Below are 17690 nucleotides of genomic sequence, written 5' to 3'. Positions count from 1 at the left end.
TTTATGTTTATTCCAAAATTATACAGAAGCGAAGATCATGATCTGATGAGGGAAATCATCAGAGAAAATGCGTTTGCCTTACTCATTTCTTCGGTTGAAAAAATCAGAGCAACTCATTCTATGATGATGCTTAATGAGGATGATCCTGAGAACATCTATGTGGAAACCCATATTTCAAGAGCTAATCCGCAGGCAAAAACATTAAAGGACGGGGATGAAGTTCTTTGTGATTTTCTGGGAGCTCATGCTTATATTTCGAGCAGCTGGTATGATCATATGAATGTTTCAACATGGAATTATGAAGCTGTACAGATTCATGGAAAGGTACAGCTTATGAATAACGAGGAACTGTATCAGCATCTGGAAAAATTAACTGCCAAGTATGAAAAGTTTCAGAAGTGTCCTGTGATGGTAGAAAATATGGGAAGGGAATTTGTGGAAAAGGAAATGAAAGGTGCTTTTGGCCTGAAAATAATTCCTACAGAAATATTCATCAAGCAAAAACTTTCTCAGAACAGAAAAGACCATGATTTTCAGAACATTATTGCAGAACTGGAAAATTCAGACGAGAACGGCAGAAAAATTGCCGGGAAAATGAAATTAATAAAGAAATAATAATCAAAAATATATATGAAGCTATATCCAATACAATGTGGAAAATTTAAACTGGATGGCGGTGCCATGTTTGGAGTCGTCCCAAAGAGTCTGTGGGAAAAAACCAATCCTGCAGACGAAAGAAACCTGATTGAACTGGGAACACGTTCCCTCCTTATAGAAGACGGCAAGAAACTGATTCTTGTAGACTGCGGTCTTGGCAACAAACAAGATGATAAATTCTTCGGGCATTATTCGCTTTGGGGAGATGATAACCTTGATAAGAATTTAAAGAAATTCGGATTTGTAAAAGAGGATATTACAGATGTATTCCTTACCCATCTTCACTTTGATCATTGCGGAGGTGCTATTGAATGGAATGATGACAGAACGGGATACAGACCTGCTTTTAAAAATGCCCAGTTCTGGACAAATGAAAACCACTGGCAATGGGCTACAGAACCTAACGCAAGAGAGAAAGCAAGTTTCCTGAAGGAGAATATCATGCCGATGCAGGAAAGCGGGCAATTAAACTTTTTACCGCTTCCTACTACAGGAAATTACGGCTTTGCTCCTGATCTTAAAATGGATGTGATTTTTGTGGACGGACATACTGAAAAGCAGATGCTTCCGGTGATCCAGTACCAGGAAAAAACAATTGTTTTCGCAGCAGATCTTATTCCTACTGCGGGGCATATTAACCCTGTGTATGTGATGGGATACGATACAAGACCCCTTCTGACAATGGAAGAAAAAGGAAAGTTCCTGAAACAGTGTGTAGATAATGAATATCTTCTGTTCTTTGAACATGATGCCCACAATGAGTTAGCAAGTCTTAAAATGACTGAAAAAGGGGTAAGATTGGACGAAATTCACAGTTTTAATGATGTTTTTGGATATTAATTTTGATTATGGAAGATTTACATTCAGAAACACAGAAAGCAGAACCGGAACCATCGTCACCCAAGATCATTGGACTTACCGGCGGTATAGGTTCAGGAAAGACTACAGTAGCCAGATTTATTGAAGAATTCGGATTTCCGGTTTATTATTCGGATGACCGGGCAAAAGCTATCGTAAACGAAAGTGAAGATTTGAAAATAAAGATCAAAGGGTTATTAGGTGATGAAGCCTATGATGCGAATGGTCTTTATGACAGAAAATTTGTGGCCGAAAAAGTTTTCAATAATAAGGAACAGCTTCATGAATTAAATGAAATCATTCATCCTGCTGTACGGATTGATTTTGAAAAATGGCTGAAGCAACAAACTAAATATTTGGTCTTCAAAGAAACAGCCCTATTATTTGAATTAAAACTGAACAGACAGTGTTATAAATCACTTCTGGTTACAGCAGAAGATAATATCAGAGCCAAAAGAGTGATGGACAGGGATGGAAAAACCTACCGCGAAGTAGAAGCTGTCATGGAAAAGCAAATGCCAGAAAGGGATAAGATAAAGCTTGCAGATTATATTATCTATAACAATACCAACCTAGAGGATCTTAAGGAACAGACCGAACAGATTATTTTCGGGATTGAATAAAATAAACCTCGTTAGAAAAATTCTAACGAGGTTTTTATTTAAATTAAAAACCATTAGCAGCTGTTTTCTTTATTCATTTTTGTAAAGGTTCAGTTATTTAGAATTGAAAAAAAAATTTTATGATAATGATAAAAAACTATTGAACCTAAAAATATTGCGAAATATTATTTACAAAAAGCTCAAAAAGATATTTTGATAAGTAGCAACTATTTGGTTTACCAGAGCTTTAAGTCAGGACAAAACTCACCAAACTTTAGCATAAAAAAGCCCTCATTTCTGAGGGCTTCTTGTATTTGAAATTTAAATATTATTCTTTAATAAATTTCTTTTGAACTGTTATACCATTGTCTTCGATATCTATTACATAAATACCATTGATCAATTTGCTAACGTTGATCTGATTGTTCAGCAGAATACCGTCTCCGATAACCTGTCCTGTAGAATTGTAGATCTTATATTTAGCTTTTTTGCTGATATTTTTCACATGTAATATCGTGCTTACCGGGTTAGGGTATATCATGATATCAGTCTGGTTAACAGAATTTGGCACTCCCGGTTTAGAGATTCTTACTGAGTAATCTTCCACTTCCCCATTGGCAAAATTTGTACAGTTCACAGGAATTCCGTCTCTCATCATTGCCACTCTCATTACTACATACTTATAGCTTGTCATGCTTATGTAAGCATCTACCGGTACATTGAATGTTCCTGTAACAGGACTTGTGGTATTTGGAGGTGACGTAAATACTCTTTCATCAAGATCAAAGTATCCGTTTCTGTTGAAGTCGATCCATACTGCAATACCTTCGTCATGATTAGTTCCGTTCCATTTTTTCTCGATCGTTATCTGATTCCCTGTAGATCCCTGAACCATTTCAATGAATGTATCAGGTACTCCTGTGTAATTCGTATAACTAGAAGGTCCTGAAGCATTTTCCATTTTAGGTCTTCCGTTTGGAACTACCGTAACTTTAGAAATATGTTCATTAACTGCATTTTGAGAACCCATCTGACAGTAGATAACTGTAGGTGTCGTGAAATAGTATGGAGGTGTATATGTACCCGGTGTACCGTTACAAACATTTACAACCTGCATTTCGTATTTCGTTTCTTCTAATAGTCCTGTTATTGTATAAGTATTCGTTGTTAAAGGAACATTTGTCCAGCTTGGAATACCTACTTTTCTATATCTCAGGATATAAGTAGCACCAGGGAAACCTTCCCATGTAACTTCAGCCCATGTAGGATTGATCTGAGTTATTGTTAATCCCGGAGGAGGAAGCTCACATGTTCTTTCCGTAGTAAATACTTTCGGATTTGAATATGGATTAAGAGTAGTTTCTCCCACACATTTATTAGCAACTCTTACTTCATATTTTGTATATGGGTCTAAACCTGTTAACAAATGAGTATTAGTAGGAGGTGCAATGTTAGGTACCTGAGTCCAAGTAGTAGCTCCTACTTTTCTCCATTCCAATGTATACGTAGAACTTGCTGAAAGCGGAGCCCATGTAATCAATGCAGAATTGGTTGTAATATTACTTACTGTAACATTCGGAGGTGTAGGATCACATCTTGTTACGAATGTTTTGATAGGTGTAAATGTACCAACAACATCTCCACAAACTGTAGCCACCTGAACTTCATATATGGTAGCCGGAGTTAAACCAGTCAATACAAGTGGAAGGTTGTTTAACAATGCTGAAGCATATACTTCCGTCCATGCTCCCGGAGGAGTAGCCTGAATTCTATATCTTACAAGATAAGTTACGTTAGTTGCTGATCCTGTTAATGTAAGTGTAGCAGAATTATGTGTTGCTGTAATTGTAGGCTGGTTTGGCGTTGCATTACTACATGGTCTGATTCTTACCGCGTAATCTTCAACTTCACCATTTACCGCATTTTGACATAATACCGGAGCACTGGTACGTTTAAGAACCACTCTCATAGTAGTAGTAAGCGGACCTGTATAAGCCGTTGCCGGAACAGCGAAACTGTTGTTAGTAACAGGAGTTGCAGTACTTGCTGCTGAATTGATAATCTGTTCTGATGTTTCAAAAACTCCGTTTCTGTTATAATCTATCCAAACTGACACTGCATCGTTACTTGTTGCACCTGTCCATCCTTTTGATACAGAAATTTTATTATTTGAAGAACCTGCATCAAGAGTGATTAATGTTTGAGGTGTAGTATAACTTGTGTAGTTATTCTGTACAGTTGTATTATTCATCACCGGAACCCCAGGGTTAGAAGAAGTAACAGTTACATTTGAAATGTGGTCGTTAGTTCCTGTACCCGTCATAGGGCAATATGTAAGCGGCGGTGTTGTAAACTGTATTGCTGTAGAATATGGTCCTGTAGAAGTTCCACATGTAGTAGAAACTTGTACATCATATTTAGTCTGTTCAGCAAGACCAGGAATAGTATAATAATTTTGTCCTGCTGGTAAAGTCACAGGCGGAATTGTATAGGTTCCTGCAGTAGCCAACTTCCATCTGATAGTGTAAGTAGCATTTGCTGCACCCAGCCAATAAACCGTAGCCGTAGAAGCTGTAAGGTTTGTAACAGTAATATTTGTAGGAGGTGCAGTAGTACAAGCAGGCTGATCAATAAGTTTCACAGCATAATCTTCTACTTCACCCCAAGTGAAGGTTCCACAAGGAGCAGCAGTTGCACTTTCTCTCAGTGCTACACGCATACGGGTAGTAAGGTTTCCTGTATAAACTCCTCCGGCTGCATTCGGTACCGCAAAAGTAGCAGTCACAGGTGTGGTAGTATTACTTGGTGAGTTCAATACCTGTTCAGAAGCTTCAAAAACCCCATTTCTGTTAAAGTCAATCCATACTCCTGTTCCGAACGACCACTGAGTGCCCGGCCAGGTTTTTTCAATAGTAACAGTATTAGCCCCTAGACCTCTTACTAAAGTAACCAACCTTGCAGGATCAGCAGTATAATCTGTATAATTGCTGAAATCTGAAGTACTGGTCATTGGTATTGCAGCATTTGGAGTTACATTAACTTTACTGATATACCCATCAATTGTAGAGCTTGTAGAAGCTGAAGTACAATAAGAAATAGCAGGAGTCGTGAAGGTTGTACTTGGAGAGAAGGCTCCTTGTGTACCACAGATTGTAGCAATCTGAACTTCATACTGTACCTGTTCTGTAAGGTTGTTTATTGTATAGCTGCTTGTAAGCGGTGTAGTAATATTCACCGTAGTCCATGTCCCACTAGATACTGGCTTATATCTTAATACATAAGTAGCACCTGTTGAAGGTAACCAACTCACAAGCGCTGTAGATGGTGTAACGTTTGAAACTGAAATATTACTTGGAGGTGCCGTAGTACATGGCTGTAAAGACATAACGGTTAATGTAAAGTCTACATAATTACCATAACTTGCCTGTCCGCAAGGAGTAAGTGCACCTGACCAAGATGTTGCTGTTCTTACCCTATAGTTACCTGGTGCTTGTGCTGCCGGGATAACAATTGATGCCGTTCCGTTGGTAGCATAGGTCGTAGTTGCCAGAACAGTTTCGCCCGGATCATTAAAGTTCATATTATTATTCCAGTCAACCCAAACATAATAATAATAAGTACTGGTTCCTGTATTCAGGTTCATAGTTACAGTATTACTAGGTAATGCTGTAATAGCTGAAGCTGTATTATTTACATAAGCTGAATAAGAAGTAGCCGTATAGTTTAAGTTCGTGATTCCTCCTGTTGTAGTAACAGTTTTCAGATAATATGAAGTTGAGGTACCTCCTGTCGGAGTACAGTATCCTGTAAATATATTAATAGGTCCTACCCATGTACTCTGATCTGCTGTACTACATTTTGATCTTACCCATACATAATAAGCAGTATTGGCTGTCAGTGGAGAAAGTGTTGCACTCGTTCCTGTAGTAACTGTTTGTGAAGCTGGAGTTGTAGGTGTTGGAGCTGTCGCAGATGTACTGTAATAGATTTCATAACCTCCTGCCGGTGCAGGCGAAGGAGCAGTCCAGCTGACTGCTGCAGTCGCTGGGGTTACAGTACCCAATGTAAATCCTGAAGGAGGTATACATGAAGGAGCTGGCCCAAAAGTTAACTGAACATTAGGTCTGTTAGAGTTAACATTTGAAGTATTCGTTGTAGGAGGTGAAGTATCAACCTCAATATACATATGTCGTGACGTAGCACTTGAGTAAGTAAAGCCGCTTCCTGCTGTACCTCCGGTTCCGCTGCCGCCATAATTGGTCTCAACCAATACCACTAAGTTCTCCGTTCCATTATAATAGTAAGGAGTTTGCAGGGTTAGTGTATTCCACCCTGTAGTTATATTATTAAGAGTTCCGGTATACACCAATGAAGCTCCGGCTGTTGCTGTAGGCCAGTCTTGTGATGTAAAAGTAGTTGTTCCAGCAGGAACAGATTTCATATAAACCTTTACCGGAGTAGCTGCACTTGTAGCTGTTGTCGCATTCCATGCTACAGACAAAACACTTCCGCCTGCAGGCAGACCAATTTCTGCAGCAGTATAAAGTGATGCATCTCTCTGATACCCATAGTACACACTCAAAGGATATCTTTGAGTAGTGGTGCCTGTACCAATGGTAACTGTTTGTGCCTGTGAAAACAGTCCGAAGACCATACAAAGCAATGTTATGAGCACTTTGAAGGGTCGGCTCATTTTACAGAGTAAAAATCCACTCATATTTTTTAAAATTTAGTTATAATAACAATAGTATAAGATAGTATTTCTTATTTGTTGATGTCCAAATACCCTTTGAGACATCCATTTTTACAGATAATCTGTATTGGAAAAAGTAGTTTTTTAATTCATACGCTAATATTTTAATAATTACACAAATCTAATAATTTTTTCACTATTAATATATTCATTCAAATATTTTTTTGTAAAAATTTCACAATAATAATACATTCTGCATATAAAAACATAAAATCCTCAAGAGAACCTGAGGATTTTATATTACTTTAATTATTGTTATTTTTTGATGAACTTGGACCTGAACTGATCTTTTCCTTTTTCATCAATTGTGATCACATATCCGCCTTTCACAAGAGAAGAAACATTGATCTTTCCATCATTAATATTTCCGTCTCCTACCAGCTGACCTGTAGCACTGTAAATTTTATACATTGCCTTATCTGATACTTTAGTTACATTTAAGACATCATTTGCCGGATTAGGATATAATTGAATACCATCCTGAGGGTTAGCAATATCTTTTGTACCTAAAACAGCTGCAACAACTACGTTATAATCTTCAAATTCTCCGTAAGTACCATAAGTACCACAAGGGTTGACAATAGCTGCATTTGCCTGAGTAGTATACAACATTCCGATACGCATTCTAAGACCTAAACCTGTAACTGCACCTGCAGGCACTGTAAAGTTTGCCGTAACCGGAGTTTGAGTAGTTGTAGTTGAAGTAAGAATTCTTTCTGCATCTTCAAAAACACCGTTTCTGTTAAAGTCTATCCAAGCTGATGTAGCTCCGGAATACGGACCTGTACCGCTTAACCAAGCTTTTGATACTGATAATGTATAAGTACCTCCTGCCGTTAAGTTAACCTGTAATGCTGCATTTGTAGAATAGTCTGTATATAGACTGGCTGATGAAGTATTATTTAAATTGGCTAAAGTAACATTTGAAATATGGTCATCCGTATTATTATTAGAAGAAACTGCACAATAAGCTATTCCTAATGTAGTAAAGTTTGAAGAAGCCGAATAAGCTCCAGGTGTTCCTGAACAAACTGCCGCAATTTGAACTTCATAAGCCGTTCCATCTACAAGGTTTGTTAATGTAACACTAGGAGATGAGCTTGTCGTTTGCTGCCAGGTCGTGTCAGCTATCTTTTTGTAACGGATGATATAGGTAGCTCCATTAACAGGCGCCCAGCTTACATTCGCAGAATTTATTGTAATACCACTAACTGAAACTCCTGTTGGGGCTGTTCCATCACATGCAGCAAAAGGAGCAACTGATGCAGATCTAATAGCATAGAATACATTTCCAATAGAAGAAATTCTTATTTTAATTGTCTGTCCGTTTAATGCAGCAGGGAAACTATAGTTTTCACTTCCGTCATTTGCTGTTGAAGCAGAAATAACTGTCCAAGTAGTACCATTATCTGTCGTATAGTCAATTTTTACATTAGCTACATTATATGGTGCTGCTGTAGTATTCGCTACATCCCATTCAATTACAGAAGGAACAGTCGGTTGAACATATTGCGTGTTCACTTTAAATGGTCCGTCATTACCTACAACAATAGTCTGCTCAGCATACTGAGTTTGTTGTTGGTTAGCTGCAGGATTATTATCTCTTACTGTTACAGCAAACTTAGTTGTTCTTGCAACCATAGAAACAGATTCCCATAAATTATTTGAATTGTTTAAAACTCCTGCTAATACGGAAGATAATTTAGGGAAATATCTGGTTGGGTTGGTTGTTGGCGCTAAAGATCTGAATGAAGCCCCGGTTGAAGTTGTTCCCAAATTGGTTTTATTAATGCTGACACTTGCATTATCTATCTCTTCCCAGGTATATGTCATCGGATCATTTTCAGCATCGGTTGCAGAAGCAGTCAGTACAAATGCAGTTCCTTTAGGAATATTATAAGTAGGAAGTGCAGCAATTACCGGTGGATTGTTGGCAATCGCAGTTTCCACATCACAAGTTTTGTTGATTAAATTAGTCTGAATCTGCTTAATACTTACATGATGAAAATAAGCATCAGAGTGTGGCTGAACATCAGTATTAGGTCCTGTAATACCTGCATATCCCATAATTGTCGTTCCTGAACCCGGTTCAACATTTACCCCGGACCCTTCAAGATTATGCGAGAATGTATGGTTACCTCCCAATTGGTGTCCCATTTCGTGAGCCACATAATCAATATCGAAATTATCTCCCTGAGGAATACCATCTGCCGGGGAAGTATATCCTGAACCTTTTCCTTTTGGAACAGCTGTTGTAGGATTAATACAAACGCATCCGATACATCCTGCATTTCCTCCGCCTCCGGAAGCTCCGAACAAATGCCCGATATCATAATTTTCATTCCCTACATTATTCGTTAAGGCTGTCTGTAATTCCTGATTCCAAGCTCCTCCAGCGCCGGTACTAGCAGCTGAATAAGGGTCAGTGGCAGCATTAGTATAAATTACATTCTGAAAATCCTGTAAGTTTAAATGTAAAGCGAAATCTTTTTCAAAAACACCATTTACTCTGGTCATTGTAGCATTGATAGCTGCCAATGCTCCGGGAACTGTTCCTCCAAAATACTGAGTATACTCGCCTGTTACAGACATTGCCAGTCTCATGGTTCTGTATTTCTTATCAGACATTTTTGAGAAATCAGTTGGCTGATTGGTAAACGTTTTACCGTTTTTATACATCTCATTGATCTGATTTACAGCTGCCGGACTTTCTTCAGTACTACAAACAAAGCTTTTCCCTTCTGTCGATTTTGTTTTAGGATGAACTCCATATACAGTTTTATCTGAATTTTGCGGCTCTATGAATTCATACTTCCCATCTTTGATAATCATAGACTGGAAATCATTAGGAGCTACCGAAAATCTTAGATATTTGGAAGGATCATCAATCCCAACTCCTACATAAGATCCTAGTTGATAGCGGTCAGCCAGTTCTTTTACTACAACCGGAAAGCTGTAAACTGCAAATCTTTCAACCTTACCGCCCAAAGTTGGTAAAGAAATCTCAACAGATTTTGCATTTGGACCTGTCTCCTGAGCATTTTTAAGCTGTTCTTTAATTTTATCAAGATCCAGCTTATAATAATTACGCACCAGTGAGAACTTTTCCTTTGCTCTGTAGGTAGTGGGAGTCCACTGTGCCAGAGCAGAGCCTCCTATCAAACTACAAAATAAAGCAGTAATGATTTTTTTCATAAAAACTATTTTTAAATTCCTCAAAAATAGCCATACATTTACAAAAAAACCAAATAATATTTATTTTATTTTAAATTTATCACAACAATACCAGAACAGATAGCAAAAACCCACAATAAATACAATAAAAAAAGTACTAGGAATATCCTAATACTTTTTATTATTTAATGGGAATTACATCTAATTCACTATATTTTTATACAAATTCAATATTTTTGCAAATATTATTTACATAAGAATCTTCAAGAGCTTTATAATGCCTATTCCATTCTAGAATTTATATGCAATATTCCATGCAAAACCCATATTGAATTTGGATGAACTTCTTCCAAATCCCGGAACGATCATAGGAGTAATATCATCCTGCTTGGAGGTGTATACCAGGTATCTTGGCTGAAGATTGACATCGATATAAAAGTTTGACTCAAACAGCTGCACTCTTCCTCCCAAAGTACCCTCCACCCAGGCAGAGGTTTGTGATGATGACGGAAACGCTACAGATGAAGCACTGCCCCCGAATCCGCGAACCGGAACTGCCATATATTCCTGATTATAGAATGCTGCTCCTATTTTTCCTCCCGCATAAAAACCGTTGAATTCATTTTCAAGATCTTTTGCAAGCATATAAAATGCTCCCAGTTTCACAAAAGGGCCGCTTGCTTTTGCATCGTAGCCATTTTTCTGGTACACATTTTTTTCGAAACCCGCTTCAGCAATAGCATGCACGTTTCCTTTTATTTTTGATGAAATAAAACCCTGGTAAAGCTTTCTGTCCGAGAAAAAAGAAACACCTGTATTAAGAACATCAACACCAACCATAAAGTTCGGCTTGTATTTCTCCTGTACCTTTTTAGTCTCTTTGGTTTCCTTTTTTTCCTGAGCAAACCCGGATATTGCTATCAGGCTAAAAAAGAAGGAAAAGATTAGTCTTGTCTTCATTCTCTATTTGGTTTTGTCCTGCTTCGAGCTGTTGTACAGGATTTGATTGTATTAATTCTGAGCTTAAATTCTCGTAAGTTTTTTTGATTCCGCACCCCGGAGACACATATTGGGTTTTCGTAGTATAATTAACCCGGACATGAGATTCCACTCCTTTATCTTCAAACCTGAAATAAACGTCTGTAAAAGGAGAATCATCAACTCTTAACGGGATAAGTCTTGAATCTATTTTCTGAAGTTTCCCAAGCTGTACTTTACCTGATCCATAATCTACTGCCACATATAACGAATCCAAAGTCACTGCCTTTCCGGATTCCAGAGACTTAAATGCTACCTTCATCCTAGGGGTTCCTTCACCGCTTTCGCAGATATCATCATCTCCTCCACAGGAAAAAAGCATTCCTAAAAAGCAGATCACGATGAGAAATTTAAAATATTTCATCTGTATATTTTTATTTTTTTATTTAGTCAGATGGAACTGGCGTTTTATATTAAGATTTGAAATTCAAATTTAAATAAATTTATTTTTTAACAAGCAATGCTATGTTTTCAACGTGGTGGGTTTGCGGGAACATATCTACCGGCAGGATTTTCACTAAGGTATAATGTTCTTTCATTAAAGCGAGATCTCTTGCCTGTGTTGCTGAGTTGCAGCTTACATAGACTACTTTTTCAGGTGAAAGTTTAATGATCTGTTCTACCACTTTCTGGTGCATCCCGTCTCTTGGCGGATCGGTAATTAAAACATCTGCCTTGGGATGATTTTCTAAAAATTCATCGTTAAAGACATTTTTCATATCTCCGCAATAAAAGGTCGTGTTGGTAAGACCGTTTAATTCGGCATGTTCGATGGCTGCATCTATTGCTTCCTGAACGGATTCTATACCGATCACCTGCTTTGCATTTCTTGCTACATACTGGGCAATTGTTCCTGTCCCTGTATACAGGTCATAAACCACTTCATCACCTTTTAAGTCAGCGAACTCTAATGTTTTTCTGTAAAGCTCCAATGCCTGTTTGTAATTGGTCTGAAAGAATGATTTGGGACCTATTTTAAACTTTAGCCCATCCATTTCTTCCATCAGGAATCCTTCTCCCGAATAAATGTTGATATCTAAATCGTAAATAGAATCATTCTGTTTTGAATTGATAGCGTAAACCAAAGTTTTGATCTGCGGGAATTGCTCAAGCAAGAACTGGAAAAGCTTTTCTCTGTTTTCTTTTTCTTCTCTGTAAAGCTGAAATAGTACCATCCATTCGCCTTTAGAGTTCTGCCTCATCATTAAGGTTCTCAAAAAGCCTTCCTGATTTCTTACGTCAAAGAAATCCAATCCGTTGTCTACGCCAAACTTTTTCACAGCCAGGCGGATCGCATTGGAGGGATCTTCCTGCAGGAAGCATTCTTTAAGATCTAAAATCTTGCTCCACATTCCGGGAATATGGAAACCTAAAGCATCTTTGTTTCCGAAATTCTCTTCGGAGCTTATTTCATATTGGGTAAGCCATCTCGCATTGGAGAAGGAAAATTCCATTTTATTTCTATAGAAATACTGTTCTTCGGCACCTAAAATTGAAATGGTTTCAAAGTCATCAATTCCTCCGATCCTTTTGATATTATTATATACTTCTTCCTGTTTGAAATCAAGCTGCTTTTCGTAGCTCATATTCTGCCACTTGCATCCTCCGCAGGTTCCGAAATGAATACATTTAGGATCTACTCTGAACGGCGACTTCTCTACAATCTCTGTGGTTTCAGCTTCATAGTATTTGGACTTGGATTTTTTCACTCTGGCATTGACTACATCTCCGGGAACTGCTCCGGAAACCAGTACGGTTTTTCCTTCTTCTGTTTTCCCTATGGCAACGCCTTTGGCTCCTGCACCAAACAATTTAATATTTTCAAGAATTATATCTTTCTTCTTTCTCATCCTAAACTCTATTTCTATTTTTCTAATACAGCCGAAAGAAATCTTCCGGTTTGATTCCGCAAAAATACAATAAAAAAAACCTTATCCGAAGATAAGGTTTCCATCTATATTAAAGTTTATTATTTTGCAGGGGCGGGTTGAGGATTTGCAGGCTGTGCAGAAGGATCAATCTGCATTCCCGGCATCATCTGAGGATTAGGCTGTACTCTCGGTGCAGTAAGGCCTGTAAGTTTATCCAAAATTGTCACTACTTCCTGTTCGCCAAGGTTTACAAAAGATCTGCTTGCAATTTTACCGTCTTTATCAACGATCACAAAGCAAGGTAATTTAAATCCGTAAACTCCATATTTTTTAGCAGCATCTGAGTCCAGACCTTTATCTCCATAAACATTTGTCCCCGGAATTCCTTTTAATAATGCACTGCTTGTTTTTACAAACTGATCTTTTGTATCGTCTACGTTTACAAAAACAAAGTTCATTTTAGATTTATAGAAATTCACCACTTCTTTCAGTACAGGAACTGTAGCTTCACTAATGTAAGGATTCCAAGATGCGTAGAAGAACAGCATGTATGGTTTTCCTTTATTTTCAGAAAGCTGGTAAGATTTACCGTCTGCTTTTACCAATGCTGCTTCAGGAGCAGCTTCACCTACTTTAAGACCGTTAACAGCTAACTGCATTTTAACTAAATCTGCTTTGATGGCAGCATCTGTAATATCTGTATCGATGATTTTTTTAACTTTATCCATATTCTTTGCCGGAGCACCTGGATGAATATCCTGAGCTACTACAAACGCCAAAAGATAATCTTTCGCTGTCTGAGAAACTTCTTTTCTGTCTTTCAGGAATTGTGCAAAGATTTCAGAAGTTGTTACGTCCGTTTTTCCTTTGGTTTTTGCTTCAGCAAATTTTTGAAAGTCAGGGCTCATTTTAACAAGCAGATATTGTCTGTATAATGGGATTGTTTTCACCATTACATCCTTATTTTCTTCAAGTTTTGTCTCGTAATCTTTGAAAGCTTTTGACACTTTAAATGAAGGGTTTCCTGACATCTGACGCTGTGCCATTTCATAATTGGCAAGAAGGTTAAGAATAGTTACTTTAACGTCATTCTTTTTCCATTCTAAGATTCCTTTACCAGGGTTATTTTTCTGAGCAAGGTCTTCTACATTTTTATTGATATCAGCTTCGATTTTCTGAGCTCCTTTTAAGAAAGTTTTTTCGTCTCCGCTCATTAGCTGCTGAACATTGATCTTACTTCCATACTCACCCAAAAATTTTTGGCTGGCCTGAAGAAAGTCGTTGTTTTTCTTAGCATCCCCTGTAACTACGAATTCGTTTGGAAAGGTCATTGCATTCCCTGAAATATTCAGCTTCTGCCCACCTTCAAGATAAATAAGATTTTGTCTTCCTGCATAGTTGATTACATACATTCCGTCTTTAGGAGCTTCAAAGCTTCCTGTAAAGTTTCCACTTTTATCTAAACCAATATTAACAAGCGGAAGGGTTGCCACACCGGAAGCTTCAACAAATTCAATTCTTTCGAGCGGTGAACTTCCTGTAATTTTTCCTTTAACTTCAACTTTTTTTGAACAAGACATCACAAAAGCTGTGATGATAAACAATAAAAGATATTTTTTCATTTCAATTTTAATATTACGCAAAAATACGTTTTTTACGGCTTGTTAATTAACACTATTTATTTTTTTTGAAAATTTTATGAAGACCTGTAAAAATGGGACTTTAAAGGTCTTTTTGTTCTATAAAATTTTTCACAGGAAAAAGAATACTGAAAGTAATAATCTTTTTCTGATGTTCACCAAATATAAACTTATTAAATAAGAATACCTTACCTGATCAACAACTTAACAAATTTTAACAGCCATATGGTATGTATAAAAAAATCGCCTTCATTATGAAGGCGATTTTAAATGTATCTGAATGGATTCTATCCGTTATCTACCATAGCGGCCATATATTCTCTGTTCATTCTTGCAATGTTTTCAAGAGAAATTCCTTTCGGACATTCCACTTCACATGCACCAGTATTTGAACAGTTTCCGAAACCTTCTTCGTCCATAGCTTTCACCATGTTCAGAACTCTTCTTTTCGCCTCTACTCTACCCTGAGGTAAAAGAGCGTACTGAGAAACTTTCGCTCCTACAAACAGCATTGCAGAACCGTTTTTACAAGTTGCCACACATGCACCACATCCGATACATGCTGCAGCATCCATTGCTTTGTCTGCATCTTCTTTAGGAACCGGAATTGCATTAGCATCCAATGTATTACCTGAAGTATTCACTGAAATGAAACCTCCGGCAGCCATTACTCTGTCAAATGCGCTTCTGTCTACCATTAAGTCTTTAATAACCGGGAAAGCGGCACTTCTCCAAGGCTCAATAACAATGGTTTCACCGTCTTTGAACATTCTCATGTGAAGCTGACAGGTTGTGATACCGGTATCAGGACCGTGTGCTCTACCATTGATGTAAAGGGAACACATACCGCAGATTCCTTCACGACAGTCGTGGTCGAAAGCGATAGGTTCTTTTCCTTCGTTAATGATGTTTTCGTTCAGAATATCCAGCATTTCAAGGAATGAGGAATCTGTAGATACATCTGATATTTTATAGGTCTCGAATTGACCTTTCGTTTTGCTATTTTTTTGTCTCCAAATTTTTAAGGTAAGATGAAGGCCTTTTTTTGCACTCATAATTATTTATTTATAGGTTGGAGATTATTTGTAACTTCTTGCTTTAACTTCAATGTTTTCGTAGATCAGATCTTCTTTGTGCAGAACTTCTGTTGTGATATCATCTGTCTGATATTCCCAAGCTCCTACATATTTGAAGTTCACATCATCTCTTTCTGCTTCACCTTCCGGAGTCGCATGATCTTCTCTGAAGTGTCCTCCACAAGATTCGTTTCTGTGTAAAGCATCGATTGCCATCAATTGACCAAGTTCGATAAAGTCTGCAACTCTGAACGCTTTTTCAAGCTCTGTGTTCATTCCATCGGCGTCACCAGGAACTTTCACGTCTGCCCAGAATTCTTTTTTCACTTGAGCAATTTCAGCAATAGCTTCTTTCAATCCTTCAGGTGTTCTTCCCATACCTACTTTATTCCACATAATGTGTCCTAATTTTTTATGGAAATGATCTACTGAATGAGTTCCTTTATTATTTAAGAAGAATTCTACTTTATCTTTAATCCCTTTCTCAGCTTCATCAAATGCTGCTGAATTGGTAGGAATTGTTCCTGTTCTGATATCTGCAGAAAGGTAATCGGCAATCGTGTAAGGAAGTACAAAATATCCGTCTGCCAAACCTTGCATCAAAGCAGAAGCTCCTAATCTGTTGGCACCGTGATCAGAGAAGTTAGCTTCACCAATTACGAAACATCCAGGAATAGTAGATTGAAGGTTATAATCTACCCAAACACCACCCATTGTGTAGTGAACTGCAGGATAAATCTTCATTGGAGTTTTATAAGGATCATCAGCTGTAATTTTTTCGTACATCACGAATAAGTTACCGTATTTCTCCTCGATCCAAGCTTTTCCTAAATCATAGATCTGCTGATCTGTAGGATTATGAATATGTTTTTCGATAGCGGCTTCTTTACCTTTTTTAATGATCTCTGTAGAGAAATCTAGGTAAACACCTTCTTTAGTATCATTATTTTCGATTCCAAAACCGGCATCACATCTTTCTTTACCTGCTCTGGACGCAACGTCTCTAGGCACCAAGTTTCCGAATGCAGGATATCTTCTCTCTAAATAATAATCTCTATCTTCTTCTTTAATATTTTCCGGTCTTAATTTACCTTCTCTGATCGCTACTGAATCTTCAATTTTCTTAGGAACCCAGATTCTTCCTGAGTTTCTTAATGATTCAGACATCAAAGTCAGTTTAGACTGCTGTGTTCCATGAACAGGAATACAAGTCGGGTGGATCTGCACATAACAAGGATTCGCGAAATACGCACCTTTTTTGTGAATCTTCCAAGCCGCAGAAACGTTTGAACCCATTGCGTTAGTAGAAAGGAAATATACGTTTCCGTAACCCCCTGAAGCAATAACAACCGCGTGAGCAGAATGTCTTTCGATTTCACCTGTTACAAGGTTTCTTGCGATGATACCTCTTGCTTTTCCGTCAACAATTACAAGGTCAAGCATTTCATGACGGTTGTACATTTTAATTCTTCCTTTTCCGATCTGACGGCTCATTGAAGAATATGCACCTAATAATAACTGCTGTCCTGTCTGTCCTTTTGCGTAGAATGTTCTTTTTACCTGAACCCCACCAAATGAACGGTTATCTAACTGGCCGCCATAATCTCTTCCGAACGGAACACCTTGTGAAACACACTGGTCGATAATATTCGCAGAAACTTCAGCTAATCTGTAAACGTTTGCTTCTCTGGCTCTGTAGTCACCTCCTTTGATGGTGTCATAGAATAGCCTGTATGTAGAGTCACCGTCACCCTGATAGTTTTTAGCTGCGTTGATACCTCCCTGAGCTGCAATTGAGTGCGCTCTTCTTGGAGAATCCTGATAGCAGAACGCTTTTACATTATATCCCTGTTCAGCCAATGTAGCTGCAGCAGAACCTCCTGCCAAACCTGTACCTACAACAATAATATCAATCTTATCTCTGTTGTTTGGTGCAACAAGGTTCATATGGTCTTTATGATGCTTCCATTTATCCTTTAAAGGACCAGCCGGAATTTTTGAATCTAATTTACTCATATTGG

At 37.9% G+C, this 17690-nt stretch carries 11 protein-coding genes; 3 read left to right on the top strand and 8 right to left on the bottom strand.

Going from position 1 to position 17690, the window contains the following annotated elements; all coding sequences use genetic code 11:
- Window positions 1–3 precede the first annotated feature (3 nt).
- From ACQWU4_RS17700 to coaE, 3 genes are read left to right on the top strand one after another with little or no spacing between them, the layout of a single operon-like run.
- Window positions 4–615 (top strand): FMN-binding negative transcriptional regulator, encoded by a 612-nt coding sequence (locus ACQWU4_RS17700; protein ID WP_429937086.1) that lies wholly within the window; start codon window positions 4–6, stop codon window positions 613–615.
- A 15-nt stretch (window positions 616–630) separates the two neighbouring features.
- Window positions 631–1497 carry an MBL fold metallo-hydrolase gene (locus ACQWU4_RS17695; protein WP_429937085.1) on the top strand — a complete coding sequence of 289 codons (867 nt, stop codon included), beginning with the start codon at window positions 631–633 and terminating at the stop codon, window positions 1495–1497.
- Between the two features lie 8 nt (window positions 1498–1505).
- Window positions 1506–2138, top strand: a complete 633-nt coding sequence (coaE, locus tag ACQWU4_RS17690) for a dephospho-CoA kinase (protein WP_429937084.1) — start codon at window positions 1506–1508, stop codon at window positions 2136–2138.
- A 307-nt stretch (window positions 2139–2445) separates the two neighbouring features.
- On the opposite strand, the gene ACQWU4_RS17685 is transcribed toward coaE, so the two are convergent.
- The 8 genes from ACQWU4_RS17685 to ACQWU4_RS17650 form a co-directional block, all read right to left on the bottom strand.
- Complete coding sequence (locus ACQWU4_RS17685) at window positions 2446–6834, bottom strand: GEVED domain-containing protein (protein WP_429937083.1); 4389 nt, start codon at window positions 6832–6834, stop codon at window positions 2446–2448.
- Between the two features lie 291 nt (window positions 6835–7125).
- A complete protein-coding gene (locus ACQWU4_RS17680) occupies window positions 7126–10065 on the bottom strand; it encodes a reprolysin-like metallopeptidase (protein WP_429937082.1) in 2940 nt (979 codons plus the stop codon).
- A 270-nt stretch (window positions 10066–10335) separates the two neighbouring features.
- Entirely contained in the window at window positions 10336–11004 is a 669-nt protein-coding gene (locus ACQWU4_RS17675) for a DUF6048 family protein (RefSeq protein ID WP_429937081.1), read from the bottom strand.
- Complete coding sequence (locus ACQWU4_RS17670) at window positions 10970–11446, bottom strand: DUF6452 family protein (RefSeq protein ID WP_429937080.1); 477 nt, start codon at window positions 11444–11446, stop codon at window positions 10970–10972. The genes ACQWU4_RS17675 and ACQWU4_RS17670 overlap by 35 nt, the downstream gene beginning before the upstream one ends.
- A 79-nt stretch (window positions 11447–11525) precedes the next feature.
- A complete protein-coding gene (rlmD, locus tag ACQWU4_RS17665) occupies window positions 11526–12932 on the bottom strand; it encodes a 23S rRNA (uracil(1939)-C(5))-methyltransferase RlmD (RefSeq protein ID WP_429937079.1) in 1407 nt (468 codons plus the stop codon).
- A gap of 119 nt (window positions 12933–13051) precedes the next feature.
- Window positions 13052–14575 (bottom strand): TlpA family protein disulfide reductase, encoded by a 1524-nt coding sequence (locus tag ACQWU4_RS17660; protein ID WP_429937078.1) that lies wholly within the window; start codon window positions 14573–14575, stop codon window positions 13052–13054.
- Between the two features lie 305 nt (window positions 14576–14880).
- On the bottom strand, window positions 14881–15648 hold the full coding sequence (locus tag ACQWU4_RS17655; RefSeq protein ID WP_184167172.1) for a succinate dehydrogenase/fumarate reductase iron-sulfur subunit: 768 nt from the start codon (window positions 15646–15648) through the stop codon (window positions 14881–14883).
- A gap of 24 nt (window positions 15649–15672) precedes the next feature.
- Window positions 15673–17685 carry a fumarate reductase/succinate dehydrogenase flavoprotein subunit gene (locus tag ACQWU4_RS17650; RefSeq protein ID WP_429937077.1) on the bottom strand — a complete coding sequence of 671 codons (2013 nt, stop codon included), beginning with the start codon at window positions 17683–17685 and terminating at the stop codon, window positions 15673–15675.
- Window positions 17686–17690 lie beyond the last annotated feature (5 nt).

The organism is Chryseobacterium sp. MIQD13, from assembly GCF_050496705.1.
GTDB lineage: Bacteria > Bacteroidota > Bacteroidia > Flavobacteriales > Weeksellaceae > Chryseobacterium.
This window is presented reverse-complemented; position numbering and strand designations above follow the sequence as displayed.